This is a genomic window from Serratia sp. DFXYC6, from assembly GCF_057196085.1.
Window position 1 is genome coordinate 39,128 of record NZ_JBXUNV010000006.1, and the last position, 23,902, is coordinate 63,029.

Here is a 23,902-nt window from a genome sequence, read left to right on the forward strand (position 1 = left end):
ACATCAAGGGCGCCCGCAAGGCGCCCTTTTTTTGCGCCTTAGCGCCGAAAATCTACCGTCTCATCCTGCTGCAAATGCAGCGTGGTTTCCGCCGGCCGCGTTTCGGCGATCACCGCCCCCTGGCGAATCGAATAACGCACCGGCGTCTGGCGGCGCACCGCGTCGAAACCGCTTTCCGCCGGCAGGATCACCAGGTTGGCGCTGTTGCCGGCCGCCAGGCCATAGTCGCTGAGGTTAAGGGTGCGCGCACTGTGGCTGGTGATCAGCTTCAGCCCGTCGTCGATTTGGCCATAGCCCATCAGCTGGCACACGTGCAGCCCCATATGCAGCACCTGCAGCATGTTGGCGGTGCCGAGCGGATACCAGGGATCGAACACGTCGTCGTGGCCGAAGCAGACGTTGATCTCCGCCTCCAGCTTCTCCTTCACCCGGGTCACGCCGCGCCGTTTCGGATAGCTGTCGAAACGCCCCTGTAGGTGAATGTTCACCAGCGGATTGGCGACAAAGTTGATGCCGGACATTTTCAGCAGGCGGAACAGCCGCGAGGCGTAAGCTCCGTTGTAAGAGTGCATCGCCGTGGTGTGGCTGGCGGTGACTTTCGCCCCCATCTCCAGCTTCAGCGCCAGCGCCGCCACGGTTTCGACGAAGCGCGATTGCTCGTCGTCTATCTCGTCGCAGTGCACGTCCACCAGCCGATCGTATTTTTGCGCCAGTGCGAACGCCTTATGCAGCGACTCCACGCCGTATTCGCGGGTGAATTCGAAATGCGGAATGGCGCCCACCACGTCGGCCCCCAGCCGCAGCGCCTCTTCAAGCAGCGCTTCGCCGTTGGGATAAGAGAGGATCCCCTCCTGCGGGAAGGCGACGATCTGCAGCGTTACCCAGGGCGCCACCTCCCGTTTCACCTCCAGCATAGCGCGCAGCGCGGTCAGCGTGGGATCGGAAACGTCGACGTGGGTGCGCACATACTGCACGCCGTTGGCGATCTGCCACTTGAGCGTTTGCCAGGCGCGCTGTTTGACGTCTTCATGGGTCAACAGCGCCTTGCGTTCGGCCCAGCGCTCAATGCCCTCGAACAGCGTGCCGGACTGGTTCCAGGCCGGCTGACCGGCGGTTTGCGTGGTATCCAGGTGAATATGCGGTTCGACGAACGCCGGCAGCGCCAGCCCGCCCTGCGCATCCAACACGTCGCTGCGCCACTCCAGCCCTTCCGGTTGCGGAACCAGATGCGCGATGCGCCCCTGCTCGATCGCCAGTTGCCACAACCCTTCATGCCCGCTTAAACGCAGGTTATCGATAAACTTCAATGGACGTTTCGCCACCCTTCACCTCTGCCGTTGCGCTGGTTTTCTTCATCATACTGGCAGCGGATCGCGCTGACAAAGTCACCGTTTCATGCCTACCCCCTGCGTTTACTCCCTGCGGGGTAATTTGCATGCAAACTGACTCGCTTCAGCTAAAGGTGAATAAAATCCGCAACTTATCAAAAAACGTGAAAAATCATCCATATACCACGTTAGAGGTATATAAGAGTGTGATTGATTTGCATCAATAAATTGCCCCTCGGGAGAGATAAGGTAAGCCTAGGAAACCCGAATTTTGAGGCAATAATGAGCAGAGTCAAACTTGCCGTCGTCGGCAATGGCATGGTCGGCCACCGGTTCATCGAAGATCTGTTGGATAAAGCAGACAAAGACCAATTCGACATCACCGTATTTTGCGAAGAGCCGCGCATCGCTTACGATCGCGTGCACCTTTCCTCCTACTTCTCGCACCACACCGCCGAAGAGCTGTCGCTGGTGCGCGAAGGCTTTTACGAAAAACACGGCGTGAAGGTGCTGATCGGCGAGCGCGCTATCACCATCAATCGCGACGAGAAGGTCATCCACTCCAACACCGGCCGCACCGTCTATTACGACAAGCTGATCATGGCCACCGGCTCTTACCCGTGGATCCCGCCGATTAAAGGCTCGGATAGCCAGGACTGCTTCGTTTACCGCACCATCGAAGACCTGAACGCCATCGAAGCCTGCGCGCGCCGCAGCAAGCGCGGCGCGGTAGTCGGCGGCGGGCTGCTGGGGCTGGAAGCCGCCGGCGCGCTGAAAAGCCTGGGGGTGGAAACGCACGTGATCGAGTTCGCTCCGGTGCTGATGGCCGAACAGCTCGACCCGATGGGCGGTGACCAGCTGCGCCGCAAGATCGAGCGCATGGGCGTCAAGGTGCACACCGGCAAAAACACCCAGGAGATCGTCAACGGCGGCGGCACGGCGCGCAAAACCCTGCATTTCGCCGACGGCAGCCTGCTGGAGGTGGATTTCATCGTGTTCTCCACCGGCATCCGCGCCCAGGACAAGCTGGCGCGCCAATGCGGGCTGGAGATTGGCCGCCGCGGCGGCATCGCCATCAACGACAGCTGCCAGACGTCTGATCCGGACGTGTACGCCATCGGGGAGTGCGCCGCCTGGCGCGATCGCACCTTCGGCCTGGTGGCGCCGGGTTACAAAATGGCGCAGGTGGCCGCCGATCACCTGCTGGGCCGCGAAAACGGCTTCCAGGGCGCCGACATGAGCGCCAAGTTGAAGCTGCTGGGCGTAGACGTCGGCGGCATCGGCGATGCCCACGGCCGCACCGAGGGCGCCCGCAGCTACGTCTATCTGGATGAGAGCAAAGAAGTCTACAAACGCCTCATCGTCAGCGCCGACAACAAAACCCTGCTCGGCGCGGTGCTGGTGGGCGACACCAGCGATTATGGCAACCTGCTGCAGCTGGCGCTGAACGGCATCGAACTGCCGGAAAACCCGGACGGCCTGATCCTGCCGGCCCATGCGGGCAGCAAACCGGCCATCGGCGTGGATTCGCTGCCGGAAAGCGCGCAGATCTGCTCCTGCTTCGACGTCAGCAAAGGCGACATCATCCAGGCGGTCAACAAAGGCTGCCACACCGTGGCGGCGCTGAAGGCCGAAACCAAGGCCGGCACCGGTTGCGGCGGCTGCATCCCGCTGCTCACCCAGGTACTGAACGCCGAGCTGAGCAAGCAAGGCATCGAGGTCAACCATCACCTGTGCGAACACTTCGCCTATTCGCGCCAGGAGCTGTTCCACCTGATCCGCGTCGAAGGCATCAAGTCGTTCGAGGCGCTGCTGACCAAATACGGCAAAGGCTACGGCTGCGAAGTCTGTAAGCCAACCGTCGGCTCGTTGCTGGCTTCTTGCTGGAACGAGTACATCCTCAAGCCGCAGCATACGCCGCTGCAGGATACCAACGACAACTTCCTCGGCAATATCCAGAAAGACGGCACCTACTCGGTGATCCCGCGCTCCGCCGGCGGCGAAATCACCCCGGACGGCCTGCTGGCCATCGGCCAAATCGCCAAGGAGTACAACCTCTACACCAAAATGACCGGTTCGCAGCGCATCGGCATGTTCGGCGCGCAGAAAGACGACCTGCCGGCCATCTGGCGCAAGCTGCTCGCCGCCGGCTTTGAAACCGGCCACGCATACGCCAAGGCGCTGCGCATGGCGAAAACCTGCGTCGGCAGCACCTGGTGCCGCTATGGCGTCGGCGACAGCGTCGGCTTCGGCGTCACGCTGGAGCACCGTTACAAAGGCATCCGCACCCCGCACAAAATGAAGTTCGGCGTCTCGGGCTGCACCCGTGAATGCGCTGAAGCACAGGGTAAGGACGTCGGCATCATCGCCACCGAGAACGGCTGGAACCTGTATGTCTGCGGCAACGGCGGCATGAAACCGCGCCACGCCGATCTGCTGGCCGCCGATCTCGATCGCGAGACCCTGGTGCGTTACCTAGACCGCTTCATGATGTTCTATATCCGCACCGCCGATAAGCTGCAGCGCACCTCGGTGTGGCTGGAGAGCCTGGAAGGCGGCATCGATTACCTGCGCAAAGTGATCGTCGACGACAAGCTCGGCATCAACGCGCAGTTGGAAGCCGAGATCGCCCGCCTGCGCGACGCGGTGGTCTGCGAATGGAAAGAGACCGTCGAGCACCCGGAAACGCAGCTGCGCTTCGCCCACTTCATCAACAGCCCGCTGCGCGATCCGAACGTGCAGGTGGTGGCCGAACGCGACCAGCACCGCCCGGCGCGCCCGGACGAGCGCATTCCCGTCACCCTGATCGATACCGAGGAGAGTCACGCATGAGCCAGTGGATTACCGTTTGTCCCGTCGCCGACATTCTGCCCGGCACCGGCGTGTGCGCCCTGATCGGCGATCGGCAGGTGGCGGTGTTCCGCCCCTATGCCGACGAACAGGTGTTCGCCATCAGCAATATCGATCCGTTCGCCCAGGCCAGCGTGCTGTCGCGCGGCCTCATCGCCGAGCATCAGGGCGAATTGTGGGTCGCCAGCCCGCTGAAGAAACAGCGTTTCCGCCTGTACGACGGTCACTGTCTGGAAGATGACAGTCGTTCCGTCGCCAGCTTCACCAGCCGGGTGGTCGACGGCATCGTGCAAGTCGCGGCATAACCTTTCGGGAGGCAACATGTTTACCGATACGATCAACAAATGCGCCGCCAACGCGGCGCGCATCGTCCGCCTGGCGAAGGAGAGCCCGCTCGGCTTTTGGATCAGTTCGGCGATGGCGGGCGCCTACGTCGGCCTCGGCATCATCCTGATCTTCACCCTCGGCAACCTGGTCGACCCAAGCATACGGCCGCTGGTGATGGGCGCCACCTTCGGCATCGCGCTGACGCTGGTGATCATCGCCGGTTCCGAGCTGTTCACCGGCCATACGATGTTCCTGACGCTCGGCGTCAAAGCCGGCACCATCCGCCAGAGCCAGATGTGGGCGGTGCTGCCGCAAACCTGGCTCGGCAACCTGCTCGGCTCGGTGCTGGTGGCGCTGATGTATTACTACGGCGGCGGCAGCCTGCTGCCGGTGGATACCAGCCTGGTGCACAGCGCCGCGCTGGCGAAAACCACCGCGCCGGCCGAAGTGCTGTTCTTCAAGGGCGTGCTGTGCAACTGGCTGGTTTGTCTGGCTATTTGGATGGCGATCCGCGTTGAAGGCGCCGCCAGGTTCATCGCCATTTGGTGGTGCCTGCTGGCCTTTATCGCTTCGGGTTACGAACACTCCGTCGCCAACATGACGCTGTTCGCCCTCTCCTGGTTCGGCAACCACAGCGAGGCCTACACCCTCGCCGGCATCGGCCACAACCTGCTGTGGGTGACGCTGGGCAACATCCTGTCCGGCTCGGTGCTGATGGGCCTGGGGTATTGGTACGCCACGCCGCGCGCCGAACGCCCGCAGGCGGCGAAAGCCGCCGCACGTCAGACCGCCTGAGTTTTCGGGGGCGCCTTTCGCCCCCACCCTGATGACCCCGAGGAGTGCCGATGGATTACCTGCCGATTTTCTGCCAACTGCAACACAAAGCCTGCCTGCTGGTCGGCGGCGGCGAAATCGCCGAACGCAAAGCGCGCCTGCTGCTGGACGCCGGCGCGGCGCTGACCGTCAACGCCCTGGACTTCACCCCGCAGTTCCGCCAATGGGCGGAAGAAGGCCTGGTGACGCTGGCCGAGGGCGAATTCAGCCCGAGCCTGTTGGCGGAAAAATGGCTGGTGATCGCCGCCACTGACCGGCTGGAGGTCAACGCGCGGGTGTACCAATGCGCCAACCAGCAGCGGGTGTTCTGCAACGTGGTCGACGACCCGAAACGCGCCAGCTTTATCATGCCGTCGATTATCGACCGTTCGCCGATCATGGTGGCGGTGTCCTCCGGCGGCAAAGCGCCGGTGTTGGCGCGGCTGCTGCGCGAGAAGCTGGAAGCGATGCTGCCGCAACACCTCGGCAAGCTGGCCCAGCTGGGCGGCTCGCTGCGGCAGCGGGTAAAACAACGCTTCAGCGGCCTCGGCGCACGCCGTCGCTTCTGGGAACGGTTGTTCGCTCACGATCGGCTGGCGCAATCGCTGGCCAACGGCGACGCCGCGCTGGCCGAACGCCAGCTCGAACAGCTGTTCAGCGAACAGCCGGCAGATCGCGGTGAAGTGGTGCTGGTGGGCGCCGGGCCGGGCGATGCCGGTTTGCTGACGCTGAAAGGGCTGCAACAGATCCAACAGGCCGACGTGGTGGTTTACGACCGGCTGGTCTCCGAAGAGATCATGGCGCTGGCGCGCCGCGACGCCGAGCGCATCTTCGTCGGCAAACGCGCCGGGCACCACTGCGTGCCACAGGAACAGATCAACCAAATTCTGCTGCAGCAGGCGCTGCAAGGCAAACGCGTGGTACGGCTGAAGGGCGGCGATCCCTTTATCTTCGGCCGCGGCGGCGAAGAGCTGGAGACGCTGGCGGACGCCAACATGCCGTTCTCGGTGGTGCCGGGCATTACCGCCGCCTCCGGCTGTTCCGCCTACAGCGGCATCCCGCTCACCCACCGCGACCATGCGCAGAGCGTCCGCCTGGTGACCGGCCACGCCAAGGCCGACGGTGGATTGGACTGGGCGACGCTGGCCGCCGGGCAACAGACGCTGGTGTTCTATATGGGGCTGTCGCAAGCGGCGGAAATCCAGCGCCGGCTGATCGCGAACGGACTGCCGGCCGCCACGCCGGTGGCGCTGGTGGAAAACGGCACCTCTTGCCGCCAGCGGGTGATCGAAGGCGAGCTCCACCAACTGGGCGCCTTGTCCCTGCAGGCCGCCAGCCCCAGCCTGATCATCGTCGGCAGCGTGGTCAGCCTGCGCAGCAAGCTCAATTGGTTCGCCAGCGAGGAATCGCCCGCCAGCCTGGCGCAAATGGCGTAATACCGACGTAAAAAAAGCGGCCTTAGGCCGCTTTTTTTATTTGCGCCGGCGTTACGCCTGCGGCGGTACGAAACCGACGGCCTGGTAGACCTTCGCCAGGGTTTCCTGCGCGCGTGCACGGGCCTTGGCGGCGCCGTCGCGCATCACCTGCTGCAGATAGGCTTCGTCGTTGCGGAAGCGGTGGTAGCGCTCCTGCAGCTCAGCCAGCATGCCGGAGACGGCTTCCGCCACCGCGCCTTTCAGGTGGCCGTACATCTGGCCTTCAAACTCGGCTTCCAACTGCGCAATGCTCTTGCCGGTCACGCCGGCGAGGATATCCAGCAGGTTGGAGACGCCCGCCTTGTTGACCACGTCGTAACGCACGACAGGCGGCTCTTCCGAGTCGGTCATTGCGCGTTTGATCTTCTTGGTCACCGCTTTCGGATCTTCCAGCAGGCCGATCACGTTGTTGCGGTTGTCGTCCGACTTGGACATCTTCTTGGTCGGCTCCTGCAGCGACATCACGCGCGCGCCGGATTTAGGAATAAACGGCTCCGGCACTTTGAACACGTCGCCGTACAGCGCGTTGAAACGCTGGCCCACGTCGCGGCTCAGCTCCAGGTGCTGTTTCTGATCTTCGCCCACCGGCACCTGATTGGTTTGATACAGCAGGATGTCCGCCGCCATCAGCACCGGATAGCTGAACAGCCCGGCGTTGATGTTCTCCGCGTAGCGCGCGGATTTGTCCTTGAACTGCGTCATGCGGCTCAGTTCGCCGAAATAGGTGTAACAGTTCAGCACCCAGCTCAGCTGCGTGTGCTCAGGCACATGCGACTGCACGAAGATGGTGCTTTTTTCCGGATCGATGCCGCAGGCCAGATACAGCGCCAGCGTATCCAGCGTGGCCTTGCGCAGCTTCTCGGCGTCCTGGCGCACGGTGATGGCATGCAGATCGACGATGCAGTAGATGCAGTCGTAGTCGTCCTGCATCTGCACCCACTGACGCAGCGCACCCATGTAGTTGCCGATGGTCAGTTCGCCGGACGGCTGCGCGCCGCTAAATACGATGGGCTTACTCATGTTTAAATTTCCTGATTCTCTAAAGATGACAGCCCAAGAGCGGGCAACAAATCGGCGAAGCGCTCCAACACCCGATCGGGGTGGCTCAGGGCGATCGATTCACCGTAGTTATAACCGTAGGTAAAGCCGACGCTCGGGCAACCGGCGCCCTGCGCGGCTTGAATATCGTTGCGTGAGTCGCCGACGAACAGCAGTTCATGCGCGCGCAGGCCAAGCTTGCCGAGCACCAGGTACAACGGCGCCGGGTGCGGTTTCTTTTCCGTCACGTCGTCGCCGCCGATCACCAGCGAGAAATAGTCGCCAATGCCCAACGCTGCCAGCAGCGGCGCCACGAACGGCGTCGGCTTGTTGGTCACCAGCGCCATCGGGTAACCGTGCGCGGCCAGGCGGGCCAGCGTCTCTTGCACCTGTGGGAACAGACGGCTGCCGCTGTCGACGGTCTGCGCGTAGAAATGGTCGAAGCGTTCACGCAGCCGGCTGCACTGCTCCGGCGTGCCTTCCGCCTCCGCCCAACGCAGCGCGCGCTGCACCAGCACGTCGGCGCCGTTGCCGATCCAGGTGCCAACCCGCTCCTCACCCGCTTGCGGCAGGCCCATCTCTTCCAGCGCCATATCGATGGCGGCCGCCAGACCCGGCGCGCTGTCGACCAGCGTGCCGTCCAGATCGAAGGCCAATGCGCGGATCGCGCCGAAATCAGCCATGGGTAACCTTCGCCAGCTCGCTGCGCATTTCGTCAATCACCTTGCGGTAGTCCGGCTGGCCAAAGATGGCGGAACCGGCGACGAACATATCAGCGCCTGCGGCGGCGATTTCGGCGATGTTATCCACTTTCACCCCGCCGTCGACTTCCAGGCGGATATCGCGACCGCTGTCGTCGATCAGTTTGCGTACCTGGCGCAGCTTGTCCAGAGTGCCGTGGATAAACGACTGGCCGCCGAAGCCCGGGTTGACCGACATCAGCAGGATCACGTCAATTTTATCCATCACGTAATCGAGGTAGCTTAGCGGCGTCGCCGGGTTGAACACCAGGCCGGCCTTACAACCGTGCTCTTTGATCAGCTGAATGGTGCGATCGACATGTTCGGAAGCTTCGGGGTGGAAAGAGATATAAGACGCGCCGGCCTTGGCGAAATCTGGCACGATGCGATCTACCGGCTTGACCATCAGATGCACGTCAATCGGCGCGGTAATGCCGTAGTTGCGCAGCGCTTCGCACACCATCGGACCGATGGTCAGATTGGGCACGTAGTGGTTGTCCATGACGTCGAAGTGCACCACGTCGCCGCCTGCGGCCAGCACGTTAGCGGTATCTTCACCTAACCGGGCAAAATCTGCCGACAGAATGGACGGGGCAATCAAAAACTTTTTCATCCGCTTCTCCAAACGTAGGGTCGAGTTGTTATGCGCCGGGGTGCCCCCGGCTTAGCGATACAGCGCCAAAAGCTCGTTCACTTTGCTGCGGCCGAGAATATTGCGGCTGATCGTGCGGCGCGCTTTCACCACATACAGCGCAGCATGCTGGTACCAGTCGCGCGTCAGCTCGGTATCGTGATTGGAGATCAATACCGGTACCTGGCTCTCTACCGAGAGCTGGTGCGCCAGATGCGCCAAACTCTGCTGATCGGCGATGCTGAAGCTGTTGGTGTGGTAAGCGGTGAAATTCGCCGTCGCCGACAGCGGCGCGTAAGGCGGATCGCAATACACCACGGCACCGGCCACGGCCTTCGCCATGGTATCGCGGTAATGCTCGCAGACAAAAGTGGCATTGCGCGATTTTTCGGCAAACCAGTAGAGCTCTTCTTCCGGGAAGTACGGTTTCTTGTACCGGCCGAACGGCACGTTAAACTCGCCGCGCAGGTTATAGCGGCACAGGCCGTTATAGCAGTGACGGTTCAGGTACAGGAACAGCAGCGCCCGGCGGTAAGGCTCGGTGCTAGTATTGAACTCTTCTCGCAGCAGGTAAAACTGATCCGAGTTATTGAATTCATCGGCGAAAAGCGTGCGGGCATCGCGCACGAAGTCATCCGTGCGCAGCTTAACGATGTTATACAGGTTGATAAGATCGCTATTGATGTCGGCGAGAATGTAGGCGTCGTAATCCGTATTCAGAAAGACGGATCCCGCACCCACGAAGGGCTCGATTAAGCAGTCTCCCGCCGGCAGATGGCGACGAATCTCATCTACCAGCGGGTATTTTCCACCAGCCCATTTTAAAAAAGCGCGGTTTTTCTTCATGCCGTCAATTAGCTACTTATACAATTCAGAGCGGCGGATTGTACTCTGTTTCAGACAGCACATCAGCGCACAAATTTAAATGATTTATTTTTTAAGATCTTGCTGCACTTGGTGTACAGGTCGGACCCACGGTTTTTTCGCCTGCACATCCGCCGGCAACGAAGCAATGGCGCGCTTCGCTTCTGCGGAAGAAGCATAGTTGCCGCTCACCAGTACGTACCACGGCTTGCCGTCACGCTTGGTGGCGTACACCAGGTAATTCTGCAGCTTCTGCTGTTTGGCGTAGGCGTTCAGCGTATCGGAACGCGAAGCGCTGCTCAGCTGCAAGGTATAGTGGCTGCCCGGCGCAGACTGCACAGAGCTGCCGCTGCTGGCGACCGCTCCCGCTTTCGCGGTGGAAGACGGCTTGGCCGGCGGCGTATACACCGTGGTCGGTGATTTATGCTGCGTTGCGGTCGGTTTGGCGGCGGCAGTTTTCGCCGGCGTTTTATGCTGTTGCGGCGCGCTTCCCTGCACAGGACGCGTCGCTTCGCGCGCTGCGGCACCGCTCATCACCGTCGCCGGTGCGGTCGGCAACGTCGACGCTGCGCCGGTCATGCCTTGGGTCGCCGCATCCACCTGCCCCTGCTGCTGCGACAACGCATCCGCCATGTTGCCCGGCAAATCGACGCGCTGCTGCGCACCGCCCTGCTGAGGCTGCGTTTGCGCTTCGGTCGGCGTGCCGGAGATCGGCGGAACGCTGACGTTCTGCGGTTGCTGCGGCTGAGTCGCGCTCACGCCGTTGTTATCGTGGGTATCCGTGGTACCGCCCGGCACGCCGTTGTTGGCGGTAGTCAGCGACGAAGAACCGGACAGGTTGATATCGCGGGCTCCGCCGTTTTGCGCGCCGTTCTCCTGAGCCGCTTCATGTTTGGTCGGCGCCTTCAGGGCGGAACCGATGCCGATAATCAGCAGCAGCAGCACCAAAATGCCGATGCCAATCATCAAATGTTGGCGTGAAACGGCGAAGCGCGGCGCGGCGGCCGGCTTGCGCGAGCGCGTAGGGCGACGATCGCTGCTATCAGGTCTGAGATCGTCTTCCGGTTTAAACTCGTCCATCTGAAACCCTCCAACTAGAGGCAAAAGCCCACCACCGTAGACCTACCGTGGCACGGGCAGATTAACCCGATGATGGCAAAGCGACACCCGTCGTGCTCTGCTCACTGTATTAATATAGATGCAAATGGCGGCTAAGCCACTGTTACTTAGTCCGATTTAATTACGCGTCTGCTCAGGCAGGCAGGCGGCGATCGACGCCAACACCAGCTCATGCCCTACGCCTCCGCGCACTTCCGCCGCACCGATCGCGGTCGGCAGCACCAGGCGCAGTTCACCCGCCAGCACTTTCTTGTCGCGCAGCATGTGCGGCAGATAGGATGCCGGCGTCATTTCCTGCGGCCCGCAGACCGGCAAGCCGGCGCGCAGCAGCAGCGTTTTGATGCGTTCGATATCTTCAACGGAGAACTGGCCGAGACGGTGCGCGGTTTCCGCCGCCATCACCATGCCCGCAGCCACCGCTTCGCCGTGCAGCCATACGCCGTAGCCCATTTCGGCTTCGATGGCGTGGCCGTAAGTATGGCCCAGATTCAGCAAGGCGCGCAGGCCGCTTTCGCGTTCGTCGGCGGCCACCACCTCGGCCTTGAGCTCACAGCAGCGGCGGATACAGTAGGCTAACGCCTGCATATCCAGCGCCATCAGCGCATCGATGTTGTTTTCCAACCAGACGAAGAACTCGCGATCGAGGATGATCCCGTATTTGATGACTTCTGCCAGGCCGGAAGAGAGTTCACGCGCCGGCAAGGTTTTCAGGCAATCCAGATCAACCACCACCGCAGCGGGTTGATAGAAAGCGCCGATCATGTTTTTGCCGAGCGGGTGGTTGACGGCGGTCTTGCCGCCCACGGAAGAGTCCACCTGCGACAACAGCGTGGTGGGAACCTGAATAAAGCGCACGCCGCGTTGGTAGCACGCGGCGGCAAAGCCGGTCAGATCGCCGACAACGCCGCCGCCGAGGGCGATCAGCGTGGTATCGCGCCCGTGCGGTTTTTCCAGCAGCGCCGAAAACACCTGCTCCAACACCGCCAGAGATTTGTACTGCTCACCATCGGGAAGGATCACCTGATCCACCACGACGCCGCCCTGCTCCAACACCTGCCGGACACGCTCCAGATAAAGCGGCGCCAGGGTCTGGTTGGTGACCAACATCGCTTGCTCACCCGCCTTCAACGGCATAAAAGAAGCCGGATCGTTAAACAATCCGGCGGCGATGGTAATCGGGTAGCTGCGCTCCCCAAGCGTTACAGTAATTCTCTCCATGTCGCGCTCAGTTCTCTGTATGGTGCGGCGGTGGTTGATCCCCGCTGCGGCGGGGAACACAAATCAGTTTTCCGCATTGGCCGACGGCGAACGCGGAAAGCGGCAATCAGTTGCTTTCCAGCATGTTGATGATCTGGTTGGCAACCACTTTAGCGCTCTGATCGTCGGTGCGGATGGTGACATCGGCAATCTCTTCATACAACGGATTGCGCTCTTTCGCCAAGGCTTCCAGCACTTCACGCGGCGGAGAATCGACCTGCAGCAGCGGGCGTTTTTTATCACGCTGGGTACGAGCAAGCTGCTTCTCGATCGTGGTTTCCAGATAGACCACCACACCGCGCGCGGACAGACGGTTGCGCGTTTCGCGCGACTTCACCGAACCGCCGCCGGTCGCCAACACAATCCCTTGTTTTTCCGTCAGTTCATTAATGACTTTTTCTTCACGATCGCGGAAACCTTCTTCCCCTTCCACGTCGAATACCCAGCCCACGTCAGCTCCGGTACGTCGCTCAATTTCTTGATCGGAGTCGAAGAACTCCATATTGAGTTGCTGAGCTAACTGACGGCCAATAGTGCTTTTGCCGGCACCCATAGGCCCAACCAGAAAGATATTGCGTTTCTCTGCCATGTTTTTCGGTATTACTAAGACAATTCGTTAATGTTAACCCGCCCCGCCAATCAAATCAGCGGCGGGACCTAAACTGAAACCTCATGAGCGATAGTGCGAGATCAGACGAAAAATTATCTCAACACTCTTGGTAGTTTGGCAACCGAATAAATCGCAATCCACGCCGCGGGAGGGAAACCATATGTTTTTAACGGCGTCTTGACGCTAACAAAAAACCTCGGTGCTCAATTCGGTAACCCTTGTAAGCTAAATCGGCCGCAGCGTCAAACGCAGATCCCCCCAAGGAGATAAAAAAGTGTATCTGCTCATCAACTTTAGGAGATTTGCCGCCCGGCCGACAGGCCGCCGCTTATCCCTTAATCAGGGTCGGCGTAATGAAGATCACCAGCTCGCGTTTTTTCTGTTGTGCGCCGCTTTGTCGGAACAAGCCTCCCAATAACGGCACATCCCCCAACCCCGGCACCTTGTCCGCCGTCTTGCCGCTATGCCGTTGAAAAATACCGCCGAGCACCAGGGTTTCACCGTTTTTCACCGTGATCTGCGTCTTAATCTCCTGTTTATCGATGGTCAGTGCCTCACCCGCCCCGCGGCTGATGGCGCGCCCCGGCATATTTTGGCTGATGTGCAGCGTCAGCGTGATGCGCCCGTCCGGCAACACTTTCGGTGTCACCTCCATGCCCAGCACCGCCTCTTTGAACTCGATGGCAGTCGCACCGCTGGCGCCGCTTGACACTTCGTAAGGGATCTCGGTTCCCTGCTTGATACTGGCGGTTTGCAGGTGCGCCGTCAGCAGGCGTGGACTGGCGATGATCTCCACCTGATTCTCCTGCTCCAGCGCCGTCAGCTCCAGGCTCAGCAAACGCCCGCTGATGCGCGCCAGATGGAAACCGGCGTTCACCGCGCTGCGCTCCAGCGGCAGGTTGACACCGACATTGCCCGGCCGCAACGGCCGCGCCGGCCTGTCGTCGGGCGCCAACCCCCAACGCACGCCAAGCTCACGCAGGCTTTCGCGGTTGATGGTCACGATATGCGCCGCCAGTTGCACCTGCGCCAGCGGCGCGTCCATTTCCGTTACCCGCTTTTTCAACTGCGTCAGGATTGGCGCGGTGTCGCGCAGCAGCAGCGTATTGGTGCGTTTATCCGCCAACACGCTGCCACGCTCGCTCAGCAACGCGCCACGTTGGGCGTTGAGGCTTTCGGCAATTTCCGCCGCATCGCCGTTCTGTAACGTCAAGGTCAGGCTGTGCAGCGGTTGCCGCTGCGCCAACGCCTCTCGCTGCTGCCTTTTTTCCTGTGCGTCCGGCTCCGGCGAGATCAGTATCACGTTGCCTTCCCGCGTCATCGCCAGTTTGCCCATGCGCAGGGTCAACGCCAGCGCCTGCGGCCAGGGCACATTCTCCAGCCGCAGCGTCAGGTTGCCGCTCACGCCGGGCGCGGCGATCAGGTTCATCTGCCGATAATCCGCCAACGCCTGCAGGATGACCGTGACCGGCGCATCCTGAAATTCCAGGGAAACCCGCTGCTTATCCTGCGCCTGCGCGCTGCCGAGCGCCAGACACCACAGCGCCAAGCCCAATCCAACACATCCTTTCATGGTTTGCCATCCTTGTTGTCCATCATGAGCGAGACGTCGCCCTGGCTCGCCGGGCAATCTGGTTCGGCCATCAGCGCCTTTAACGTCAGGCTACGCGCCTGCACCTGCGTCACCTGCCAGCGCTCGGCCAGCACCCGTTGCTGCGGCCGCAGGCGCAACCATTGCCCCGCCGGCGTCACCACCCAGCCATAGCGCAGCGTCGGTTGCCCGATGACGCCTTTCAGTCGCCAGCCCGCCGGCGACGCCTCCGTTTGGGCACAAGCAGGCATCGGCAGCGGCGCAAACGGGTCGCGCGGCTCAGCGCACAATGCCCATGGCCATAGCAACCACCACCAACGGCAGGGTCTTTTACTCATTGGGCTGATCCTCGGTGGCATCCTGCAAAACCAACCGCGCCGTCATGCCAAGGGACGGCGTCTCCACGCTCAGCTGCTCAAGGCGTACATCGGTGGGCAGCGTCTCCAGCAGCGCCAGCAAACCGGCGTAGTCAATGCGCAAGCTCAGCGTTTGCCGCGGCGGTTTTTCCTGCCGCTGCCAGCGCAACAACGCGCCTCCCGCCCGTTGCAGCACGCTCGCCAGATCGCCGGTGGTGGACGGAGGTAGCGGCGCCGCCGGGATAGCGGTTTCCGGCACCTCGTCCAGTTGGCGTTGCACCATGGCGATCTGTTGCAACAGACGCTGTTGCCGCTCCGCCGCGCTTTCCCGCTGACGCCATTCGTCTTGCAGCATCCAGCCGCCGCCCAACAGCGCCAACGTGCCGATACCCAACCCTTGCGACAGCAGTAATAGCCAGCCCGGCAAGCTCAGCCAGAGGCGCAGCCCGGAGGACAAACGGTTATCCATCACGCCCCCACTGCGCCGCCAGATGAAAGGTGTACAGGCCGTCGTCGCGTTGCGCCACCTCAGCCAAACGCAACCGCGGCAACGCAGGCATCCCCGCCAGCCGCCGTTCGAACTGCGTGATGGCCGCAGGAGAGCGGCTCAATCCACGCAGCCGCAGGCCGTTCACCGCATCACTCTCCATCGCCGTGAGCCACAGCGGTGGAGGAATGCTGGAGGACAATTGCTGCAGCAGCTGAAAATAACGCCGGTTATGTTGGGCATTGCTCGCCTGCCGTTCGGCGCGGGCGCGCTGCAGCGCCCGCTGCGCCCGCTCTTGCTGTTGCTGACGGGCGAGCAACGTCAGTGCCGCCAGCTCTTCACCCAGCATCGCCAGCCGCGCCTGCCGCTGCGCCTGTTGGTGACGCAACTGGCCGGCGACCAGGAACAGCGTCAGCAGCAGTGCCGTTAGCTGCAACAGCAGCACGCCCAACCAGAAATAGCCGCGTCGCCGCTCGCGGCGTTGTCGCCAGGGCAGAAAGTTGACCTGATACATCAGCGATCCTCCTCGCGCAGCGCCAGGCCACCGGCCAACGCGAACGCCGAAGGATGCGCAGGCAACGGCGGACGCAGCTGCGTGAAGGCGCTGAGCGGCGACCAGGCAAGGCAACCGGCGGGCAAGGCACCTGCCAGCACGCTGCCGGCATAGATCGGCCGATCGTCGCCCGCCGGCATCTGGGCTTGAAGCACCCGCAGCGCCTGCGCGTCATCGTCGCCCGGCGCCAGACCAAAGGCGAACGCGCCGTCGGCCGGCGCCACCCACAGCCATTCTCGTTCGAGACGGTGCATCAGCCCCGCAGCGGGCGGCACGCCTGCCGCCGTCGCCATCATCCGCAGCGCGCAGGGGGTGATATCGACCGCTTGCGGATGCAGGCCAGCCTGACGCAGACAATGCAGCCACTGCTGCAGCTCCTGCCGCCGCGCGGCGGTCAGCAACAGCGCCGCCTCATCCGCCGGCGCGGTGCGATAGTCGAGCGCCAGCGTCTGGCCATCGAGCGGAAACTGCTTCACACCGTGGCCGCCGATATAGTCGCTGCGTTCCGGCTCGCGCAGCCGCGCGTCCGGCTGCGCCATGCGTTGCTGCAACACGCGCTGCGCCGGCAGGGCAATGCGTAAGGAAATATGTCGCGGCAGTTGGACGCGCCATTGCCGCAGCGCCCGGATAAGAAATTCGGAAGGTTCCAGACAGCCATCGCGTAAAACCGCCTGCGGCAGCGCCTGCTGCCACCAGTGGCGCAACTGCCAGCCGTTGCGGCGCCGTTGGGCCGCCACCGCCCGCACGCAGTCGATTTGTATATCCAGCCCCACCTGCCATGCTTGAGGGAACATGTTTCGCAAGCCTCCATAACATCAGATGATAAAAGAACATATCCATGTCGCAGGCTTGCCTTTATACTACCGCGCGGTTGTTTATAAACTGCCCAAATGACTTAGAAATGGGAAATCTCAGGTGAAGTTCGTAAAGTATTTACTAATCCTTGCAGTATGTTGCATCGTGCTGGGAGCAGCCTCGATTTTCGGCTTGTACAAATATGTCGAGCCGCAGCTGCCCGACGTCGCAACGCTGAAAGATGTGCGGCTGCAGATACCGATGCAGGTCTACAGCGCCGATGGCGAACTGATCGCCCAATACGGCGAGAAACGCCGCATTCCGCTGAAACTGGATCAAATTCCGCCGGTGATGGTGCACGCATTCATCGCCACCGAAGACAGCCGCTTCTATGATCACCATGGCGTCGATCCGGTCGGCATCTTCCGCGCCGCCTCCATCGCGTTGGTCTCCGGCCACGCTTCGCAGGGGGCCAGTACCATTACCCAACAGCTGGCGCGTAACTTCTTCTTAAGCCCGGAACGCACCCTGATGCGTAAAATCAAGGAAGCCTTCCTGGCGGTGCGCATCGAGCAGATGCTCACCAAGGATGAAATCCTTGAGCTGTATCTGAACAAGATCTATCTGGGTTACCGCGCCTACGGCGTGGGCGCCGCCGCGCAGGTCTATTTCGGCAAAGACGTCAGCCAGCTGACCCTGAGCGAAATGGCGACCATCGCCGGCCTGCCGAAAGCGCCATCCACCTTCAACCCGCTCTATTCGCACGATCGCGCCGTTGCCCGTCGCAACGTGGTGCTGTCGCGCATGCTGGACGAACACTACATCACGCAGGCGCAGTACGATCAGGCGCGCTCCGAAGACCTGGTCGCCAACTACCATGCGCCGGAAATCAGCTTCTCCGCCCCGTATCTCTCCGAGATGGTGCGTCAGGAGATGATCAAGCGTTACGGTGAAAACGCCTATACCGATGGTTACAAGGTTTACACCACCGTCACCAAACGGCTGCAGCTGGCGGCGCAGGAGTCGGTACGCAACAACGTGCTGGCCTATGACATGCGCCACGGTTACCGCGGCCCATCCAACGTGCTGTGGAAAGTTGGCGAAGCGGCCTGGGATCGCAAACAGATTGTCGATTCGCTGAAAAACCTGCCGAACTACGGCCCGCTGGCGCCGGCGGTGATCACCGCCGCCAACCCGCAGGAAGCGACGGCGATGCTGGCCGACGGCAGCAGTATTGCCCTGCCGATGGCGACCATGCGCTGGGCACGCCCATACCGTTCGGACACTCAGCAAGGCCCAACGCCGAAACGCGTCACCGACGTAGTGCAGGCCGGCCAGCAAGTGTGGGTGCGTAAAGTGAACGAAGCCTGGTGGCTGTCGCAGGTGCCGGACGTCAACTCGGCGCTGGTCTCTATCAACCCGAACGACGGCGCGGTGAAAGCGCTGGTTGGCGGCTTCGACTTTAATCAGAGCAAGTTCAACCGCGTCACGCAGGCCCTGCGTCAGGTGGGCTCGAACATCAAACCGTTCCTGTACACCGCCGCGATGGATAAAGGCCTGACGCTGGCCACCATTCTGAATGACTTGCCGATTACCCGTTGGGATGCCGGCGCCGGCACCGACTGGCGGCCGAAGAACTCGCCGCCGACCTACGACGGCCCGATTCGCCTGCGACAGGGGTTGGGGCAATCGAAGAACGTGGTGATGGTGCGCGCGATGCGCGCGATGGGCGTCGACTACGCGGCGGAATATCTGCAGCGCTTCGGCTTCCCGGCGCAGAACATCGTGCATACCGAATCGCTGGCGCTGGGGTCCGCCTCCTTCACCCCGATGCAGCTGGTGCGCGGCTACGCGGTGCTGGCGAACGGCGGTTACCTGGTCGATCCGTACTTCATCACCAAAATTGAAGACGATAACGGCAATACGGTGTTCGAAGCCAAACCGAAAGTGGTGTGCGGCAGCTGTAACCTGCCGGTGATCTACGGCGATACCCACCGTTCGGCGGTGCTGTCCGACGACAACATCGAAAACGTCGCCACCTCGCAGGAAGGCAACAACAGCACGGTGCCGATGCCTCAGCTGGAGCAAGTCACCCCGGCTCAGGTACAGCAGGACGGCGACCAACAGTATGCGCCGCACGTCATCAGCACACAGCTGGCCTTCCTGATCCACGACGCGCTGAACAGCAACATCTTCGGCGAACCGGGTTGGATGGGTACCGCCTGGCGAGCCGGCCGCGATCTGAAACGTCATGATATCGGCGGCAAAACCGGTACCACCAACAGTTCCAAGGACGCCTGGTTCTCCGGCTATGGCCCGGATACCGTGACCTCGGTGTGGATCGGTTTCGACGATCACCGCCGCGACCTGGGCCGTTCGACGGTATCCGGCGCTATCCCGGATCAGATTTCCGGCGGTGAAGGCGGTGCCAAGAGCGCCCAGCCGGCGTGGGACGACTTTATGAAAACCGCGCTGGAAGGCATCCCTGAGCAGAAAGTCACGCCGCCGCCGGGCATCATCAGCGTCACCATCGACAAGAGCAGCGGCAAGCTCTCAGGCGGTGGCGGCGGCAGCCGTTCCGAGTACTTCATCGAAGGAACGCAGCCGACGGACTACCCATCGCGCGATACCGGCACCACGTTGACCGATCCGGGCGGCGAAAGCCACGAGCTGTTCTGATCGAAAAGGGCCAGAGAAATCTGGCCCTTTTTTATTCGGTGTGAAACGTATCAGCGCGACGCGCGCAAAAATGCCTCGGAAAGGAACAGCGCGCTGACGTTGCGCGCCTCGCGGAAATCCGGTTCCGCCAGCAGCGCCATCATGTTGGCGATCGGCCAGCGCACCTGCGGCAAGGGCTCCGGCTCATCCCCTTCCAGGCTCTGCGGATAGAGATCGTGCGCCAGCACGATATTCATTTTGCTGGAAAAGTAGGACGGCGCCATCGTCAGCTTACTGAGAAAATCAAAGCGTTTCGCGCCGTACCCCACCTCTTCCATCAGCTCGCGGTTGGCCGCCTCCAGCACCCCTTCACCGGGATCGATCAGCCCTTTCGGGAACCCCAGCTCATAGGATTCGGTGCCGACCGCATATTCGCGGATCAGCAGCAGGTCATCGCCAATCACCGGCACGATCATCACCGCTTCGCGATCCGAAGGCCGCATGCGCTCATACACCCGCCGAACACCGTTGCTGAATTCCAAATCGACCGACTCGACGTTAAACAAACGCGAACGCGCGACCGTTTCCACTTTCAGAATTTTAGGTTTTTGCAGGTGTTTATCCATGATTGCCTCAAAGAGGTTACCCAGGCGCGGACGGGGCAACCGAAAAAATGATTGGCGTAACGCACGGCTCGTTGGCGCTCAAACGCTGACCAAATTCGATCCTGATCACATTGTGCGTTAAGGGCAAGCTCCGCCGCAACGCGCATGAACAGTAATTTACTTTCTTTTAACAAGCGTAGCCAGCGGCCGGCGATTTTCCGTACTGATTCAGCAAACAGCGCGCAAGAAAATAGGATAATACCGATATCGACGACAGAGGCCGGTTGCTAGTATCACGCAGGCAAGAATCAGTGATAAAATGGCCTTGCGTCATGAAGGAATGAGATCCAGAGCGAGAATCTGTTTGTTCCCTCATTAGTTCTGGGTGCCTCCTGGCGGTTTACTCCGTATAATATTCAGCTTTTCATCAGGTTGGCGAAATTCACGGGTGTGAGATGGGGATTGCATGAGCACAATAGTGTTGATATTGGCCTTAGTGCTTGTCTGCCTGATTGCCGCCGGCCTGTACCTGTGGTTCAAGGCCCGCAACCCGTCGACGCTGGCGCACGCATTGCCGTTTATCAAGCCTGCCCACCGCAAGCTGACCGACGAAGAGCGCGCCGCGGTCGAGTTCTATCTCAGTCAGCAAAACAAACTGAGCAACAAACTGTTGCCCGGCGGCGGCGCTACGCTGCCCGCGGCCAAGCTGGCGCTCACCCCGCAAAGCGATAACGTATATCCGGTCACGCACGCCATCACCCGCTACGGGCTGGCCAGCGACGATCCCAATAAATGGCGCTATTACCTCGACGCGGAAGAGGTGCATCTGCCGCCGTTTTGGGAACCCTATATCACCGCCGACAACCATGTGGAAGTGATCAGAACCCAGACGCTGCCGCTGGTGATTTCGCTCAACGGGCACTCGCTGAAAGATCACATTCACGACCGGCCGCAGCCGCCGGTGGTGGCCGCCACGCCGACCAAAAACGCGTCCATCCGCAAGGAAGAGAGCGAGCATGTCGAGCTGGTCAATATTCGCAAGGAAACGCCGGAAGAGCATGCGCTGAACCGGCCGAACGGCATCCGCGAAGCCGTCATCATCTCCGCCGCACTGCTGCTGCTGTTCTTCAGCCTGATAAGCCCGGTGCTGGTTATCCCCTGGATGATTTTTGTGGCGGTGCTGATGATCGCCTGGGGATGCTGGAACCTGTTCCGCCGTCCGGCATCGCGTGAGCTGAAAGAGATCCACTGCCTGCGCGGCACGCCGAAGCGCTGGGGCCTGTTCGGCGAGTCCGATCAGGGGCAGATCAGCAACATTTCGCTCGGCATCATCGATCTTATCTACCCGCCGCATTGGCAGCCGTACCTGACTCAGGATCTGGGCAAGACCACCGATGTGGACGTCTACCTCAATCGGCAGGTAGTGCGCCAGGGGCGCTTCCTCTCGCTGCATGACGAAGTGAAGAATTTCCCGCTGCAGCAGTGGGGCCGCAACGCGGTGCTGGTCGCCAGCTCGGCGCTGGTACTGCTGTTGCTGTTGATCTATATCCCGCTCAACCTGCCGCTGACCCTCAGCATGGCCTGGCTGCAGGGTGCGCAAAAAGTGGAAGTGACCAGCGTGCAGGCCCTGGAAGCCACGCCGCTGCGCATCGGCGACACGCTGAAAGTGCGCGGCAGCGGCATGTGCTATGTGCCGCCGCCGGCCAACGGTGGCGGCACCGTCAATTTTGCGCCGTTCGACTGCTCCGGCATCTATTGGAACAACGCCGCCCCGCTGCCGCAGCCGGAATCGGAAGTCATAGACAAAGCGACGGCCCTGCTGGCCACGGTCAACAGCCAGCTGCATCCGAGCGGCGCCGATCAGAAGGTCAACCCGCAGCTGGCCAGCGCCATCGAGAAATCCGGCATGATCCTGTTGGATGACTTCTCTGATATCGTTTTGAAAACGCAGGATTTATGTCAGGCAGAAAACGACTGCGTGCGGTTAAAAAACGCCTTGGTCAACCTGGGCAACGCCAAAAACTGGAGCGGCCTGATGAAACGCGCCAGGTCCGGCGCGCTGCAAGGCGTCAACGTCCTGCTGCGCCCGGTGAGCGCCGAGTCGCTGGAAAGCCTGACCAAAGTGGCCACGTCATCGTTCATCTTCAATGAAACGCGCCTGGCCGCCGCGGCGCTCAACAGCCCGCCACCGGGCGGTTTCCTGATCCGCAGCGACGAAGGCCGCCAACTGGTCAGCCACCCGCAATCCTCGGTGCCGCAAAGCGAATACAACGCCCTCGACCAGTGGAATGAGCTGCAGCGCCTTTCCACTCTGCTGTTGCATACCCCGTTCCAGGCCCAGGGGGTGATCACCAGCCTCAGCGTCGATGCCAACGGCACCCGCCACGTGGCGCTGCACAGCGAACCGGACATGATCACCCTGTGGCGCTACCTCGGCACCAGCCTGCTGTTGCTGGCGGTGGTCGTCAGCCTGGGCTATAACGCCTGGCGGCTGGTGCAGCGTCGGCGCATCAATCAACACCGCGTCGCCGATATCCAGCGTTACTACGACAGCTGCTTCAACCCGCAGCTCAATCCGATGTCGATGCGGCCGATGCCCTGAACCTGACGCCGGGGCCTCCGCCCTGTCATCTGCTTATGCTACGCTAACGCTATTATTCTCATCTGCGGACCGCCCGTCGGTTCGCCCGTGGAGTTTTTATGGTTCCCGAGTTTGATTGGCCGCAGATCGATACCGTGCTGCTGGATATGGACGGCACCTTGCTGGATCTGGAATTCGACAGTCACTTTTGGCTCAGCCTGGTGCCGCAAGCGCTGAGCGAAAGGCGCGCCATTCCGTTTGACGAAGCCCGCAATATTATTGAGCGGGAATATCAGGCGGTGCAGCACACCATGAATTGGTATTGCTTCGATTACTGGAGCGAGCGGTTGGATCTGGATATCTACCGCATGACCAGCGAAGTGGGCAGCCGCGCCCGGCTGCGCGAGGACACCGAGCCATTTTTACGGGCGCTGCGCGGTGCCGGCCTGCAAACCATTTTGCTGACCAACGCCCATCCGCACAGCCTGGCGGTGAAAATCGAGCATACCGGTCTGGATCGGCACCTTGATTTATTGTTTTCCACCCACACATTTGGTTATCCGAAAGAAGATCAGCGTCTGTGGCAGGCGGTGCAACAGCACACCGGGTTCAACCCGCAGCGCACGCTGTTCGTCGACGACGGCGAGCCGATCCTCGACGCGGCGCGCACTTTCGGCATTCGTTACTGCCTGGGCGTGCAAAACCCGGACTCCAGCACGGCGGAGAAAAGCTTCCAGCGCCATCCGTCGATGCGCGACTATCGCCTGCTGATACCGGCGCTGGCCAAGGGGGAAGCATGAAGGAAAAAGCGACGCGCGACGACGCGGTCCGGCTGGATAAGTGGCTGTGGGCCGCACGCTTCTACAAGACCCGCGCGCTGGCGCGCGAAATGATCGACGGCGGCAAGGTGCATTACAACGGCCAGCGTGGCAAGCCGAGCAAGATTGTCGAACTTAACGCCGAGCTCAAGCTGCGGCAGGGCAACGAAGAACGTACGGTGATCGTGCTGGCGCTGACCAGCCAACGCCGCGGCGCCAGCGAGGCGCAGCAAATGTATCAGGAAACCGAAGCCAGCATCGCCAACCGCGAAAAAATGGCGCTGGCGCGCAAGATGAACGCGTTGACCATGCCGCATCCGGACCGTCGTCCGGACAAAAAGGAGCGGCGCGACCTGATGAAATTTAAATTTGGTGAGCCGGAATAACCCCTCACCGCAATGAGAGA

At 61.4% G+C, this 23,902-nt stretch carries 22 protein-coding genes; 8 read left to right on the top strand and 14 right to left on the bottom strand.

Going from position 1 to position 23,902, the window contains the following annotated elements; genetic code table 11:
• Window positions 1-38: 38 nt before the first annotated feature.
• Window positions 39-1,307, bottom strand: coding sequence for a cytosine deaminase (locus tag AC2CGQ_RS22660; protein WP_484593914.1), 1,269 nt, complete (start codon window positions 1,305-1,307; stop codon window positions 39-41).
• 303 nt (window positions 1,308-1,610) lie between these two features.
• Here AC2CGQ_RS22660 and nirB point away from each other — a divergent pair, with 303 nt between their 5' ends.
• Genes nirB through cysG form a run of 4 tightly spaced genes read left to right on the top strand, consistent with a single transcriptional unit; the run spans window position 1,611 to window position 6,754 of the window.
• On the top strand, window positions 1,611-4,160 hold the full coding sequence (gene nirB / locus AC2CGQ_RS22665; protein WP_031300063.1) for a nitrite reductase large subunit NirB: 2,550 nt from the start codon (window positions 1,611-1,613) through the stop codon (window positions 4,158-4,160).
• Window positions 4,157-4,483, top strand: coding sequence for a nitrite reductase small subunit NirD (gene nirD, locus AC2CGQ_RS22670; protein ID WP_015379293.1), 327 nt, complete (start codon window positions 4,157-4,159; stop codon window positions 4,481-4,483). Before nirB ends, nirD begins: the two co-directional genes overlap by 4 nt.
• Before the next feature lie 16 nt (window positions 4,484-4,499).
• A complete protein-coding gene (gene nirC, locus AC2CGQ_RS22675) occupies window positions 4,500-5,300 on the top strand; it encodes a nitrite transporter NirC (protein ID WP_021504771.1) in 801 nt (266 codons plus the stop codon).
• Window positions 5,301-5,350: 50 nt separating this feature from the next.
• Complete coding sequence (cysG, locus tag AC2CGQ_RS22680) at window positions 5,351-6,754, top strand: siroheme synthase CysG (protein WP_484593896.1); 1,404 nt, start codon at window positions 5,351-5,353, stop codon at window positions 6,752-6,754.
• Window positions 6,755-6,805: 51 nt separating this feature from the next.
• On the opposite strand, the gene trpS is transcribed toward cysG, so the two are convergent.
• From trpS to pilM, 12 genes are all read right to left on the bottom strand, one after another.
• Window positions 6,806-7,813 carry a tryptophan--tRNA ligase gene (gene trpS, locus AC2CGQ_RS22685; RefSeq protein WP_004930324.1) on the bottom strand — a complete coding sequence of 336 codons (1,008 nt, stop codon included), beginning with the start codon at window positions 7,811-7,813 and terminating at the stop codon, window positions 6,806-6,808.
• 2 nt (window positions 7,814-7,815) lie between these two features.
• Entirely contained in the window at window positions 7,816-8,514 is a 699-nt protein-coding gene (locus tag AC2CGQ_RS22690; RefSeq protein WP_075684669.1) for a phosphoglycolate phosphatase, read from the bottom strand.
• Window positions 8,507-9,184, bottom strand: a complete 678-nt coding sequence (gene rpe, locus AC2CGQ_RS22695; RefSeq protein WP_004930320.1) for a ribulose-phosphate 3-epimerase — start codon at window positions 9,182-9,184, stop codon at window positions 8,507-8,509. Before rpe ends, AC2CGQ_RS22690 begins: the two co-directional genes overlap by 8 nt.
• Before the next feature lie 51 nt (window positions 9,185-9,235).
• Window positions 9,236-10,048 (bottom strand): adenine-specific DNA-methyltransferase, encoded by an 813-nt coding sequence (gene dam, locus AC2CGQ_RS22700; protein WP_004930319.1) that lies wholly within the window; start codon window positions 10,046-10,048, stop codon window positions 9,236-9,238.
• 84 nt (window positions 10,049-10,132) lie between these two features.
• Window positions 10,133-11,146 carry an SPOR domain-containing protein gene (locus AC2CGQ_RS22705; protein WP_166445463.1) on the bottom strand — a complete coding sequence of 338 codons (1,014 nt, stop codon included), beginning with the start codon at window positions 11,144-11,146 and terminating at the stop codon, window positions 10,133-10,135.
• 156 nt (window positions 11,147-11,302) lie between these two features.
• A complete protein-coding gene (gene aroB / locus AC2CGQ_RS22710) occupies window positions 11,303-12,403 on the bottom strand; it encodes a 3-dehydroquinate synthase (RefSeq protein WP_166445464.1) in 1,101 nt (366 codons plus the stop codon).
• A gap of 106 nt (window positions 12,404-12,509) precedes the next feature.
• Window positions 12,510-13,031: a shikimate kinase AroK gene (aroK, locus tag AC2CGQ_RS22715; protein ID WP_004391482.1), complete on the bottom strand. Its 522-nt coding sequence runs from the start codon at window positions 13,029-13,031 to the stop codon at window positions 12,510-12,512.
• Between the two features lie 349 nt (window positions 13,032-13,380).
• On the bottom strand, window positions 13,381-14,625 hold the full coding sequence (hofQ, locus tag AC2CGQ_RS22720) for a DNA uptake porin HofQ (protein WP_166445465.1): 1,245 nt from the start codon (window positions 14,623-14,625) through the stop codon (window positions 13,381-13,383).
• Window positions 14,622-14,981: a HofP DNA utilization family protein gene (locus tag AC2CGQ_RS22725; RefSeq protein ID WP_048326342.1), complete on the bottom strand. Its 360-nt coding sequence runs from the start codon at window positions 14,979-14,981 to the stop codon at window positions 14,622-14,624. Before AC2CGQ_RS22725 ends, hofQ begins: the two co-directional genes overlap by 4 nt.
• Window positions 14,974-15,468, bottom strand: a complete 495-nt coding sequence (locus tag AC2CGQ_RS22730; protein ID WP_033631914.1) for a hypothetical protein — start codon at window positions 15,466-15,468, stop codon at window positions 14,974-14,976. The genes AC2CGQ_RS22725 and AC2CGQ_RS22730 overlap by 8 nt, the downstream gene beginning before the upstream one ends.
• Window positions 15,461-16,000 carry a PilN domain-containing protein gene (locus AC2CGQ_RS22735; RefSeq protein WP_015379301.1) on the bottom strand — a complete coding sequence of 180 codons (540 nt, stop codon included), beginning with the start codon at window positions 15,998-16,000 and terminating at the stop codon, window positions 15,461-15,463. Before AC2CGQ_RS22735 ends, AC2CGQ_RS22730 begins: the two co-directional genes overlap by 8 nt.
• Window positions 16,000-16,833: a pilus assembly protein PilM gene (gene pilM, locus AC2CGQ_RS22740; protein ID WP_015379302.1), complete on the bottom strand. Its 834-nt coding sequence runs from the start codon at window positions 16,831-16,833 to the stop codon at window positions 16,000-16,002. Before pilM ends, AC2CGQ_RS22735 begins: the two co-directional genes overlap by 1 nt.
• A 121-nt stretch (window positions 16,834-16,954) precedes the next feature.
• On the opposite strand from pilM, the gene mrcA reads away from it, so the two are divergent.
• Window positions 16,955-19,513, top strand: coding sequence for a peptidoglycan glycosyltransferase/peptidoglycan DD-transpeptidase MrcA (gene mrcA, locus AC2CGQ_RS22745; protein WP_031300057.1), 2,559 nt, complete (start codon window positions 16,955-16,957; stop codon window positions 19,511-19,513).
• Window positions 19,514-19,563: 50 nt separating this feature from the next.
• Here mrcA and nudE read toward each other — a convergent pair whose 3' ends face one another.
• Window positions 19,564-20,118, bottom strand: a complete 555-nt coding sequence (gene nudE, locus AC2CGQ_RS22750) for an ADP compounds hydrolase NudE (protein ID WP_015379304.1) — start codon at window positions 20,116-20,118, stop codon at window positions 19,564-19,566.
• Window positions 20,119-20,563: 445 nt separating this feature from the next.
• Between nudE and AC2CGQ_RS22755 the strand changes: the two genes are divergently transcribed.
• The 3 genes from AC2CGQ_RS22755 (at window position 20,564) to hslR (ending at window position 23,882) form a co-directional block, all read left to right on the top strand.
• Entirely contained in the window at window positions 20,564-22,699 is a 2,136-nt protein-coding gene (locus tag AC2CGQ_RS22755) for an intracellular growth attenuator family protein (protein ID WP_484593897.1), read from the top strand.
• 98 nt (window positions 22,700-22,797) lie between these two features.
• Window positions 22,798-23,478: a GMP/IMP nucleotidase gene (yrfG, locus tag AC2CGQ_RS22760; protein ID WP_004930298.1), complete on the top strand. Its 681-nt coding sequence runs from the start codon at window positions 22,798-22,800 to the stop codon at window positions 23,476-23,478.
• Entirely contained in the window at window positions 23,475-23,882 is a 408-nt protein-coding gene (gene hslR, locus AC2CGQ_RS22765; protein WP_004930296.1) for a ribosome-associated heat shock protein Hsp15, read from the top strand. The genes yrfG and hslR overlap by 4 nt, the downstream gene beginning before the upstream one ends.
• Window positions 23,883-23,902: the final 20 nt, after the last annotated feature.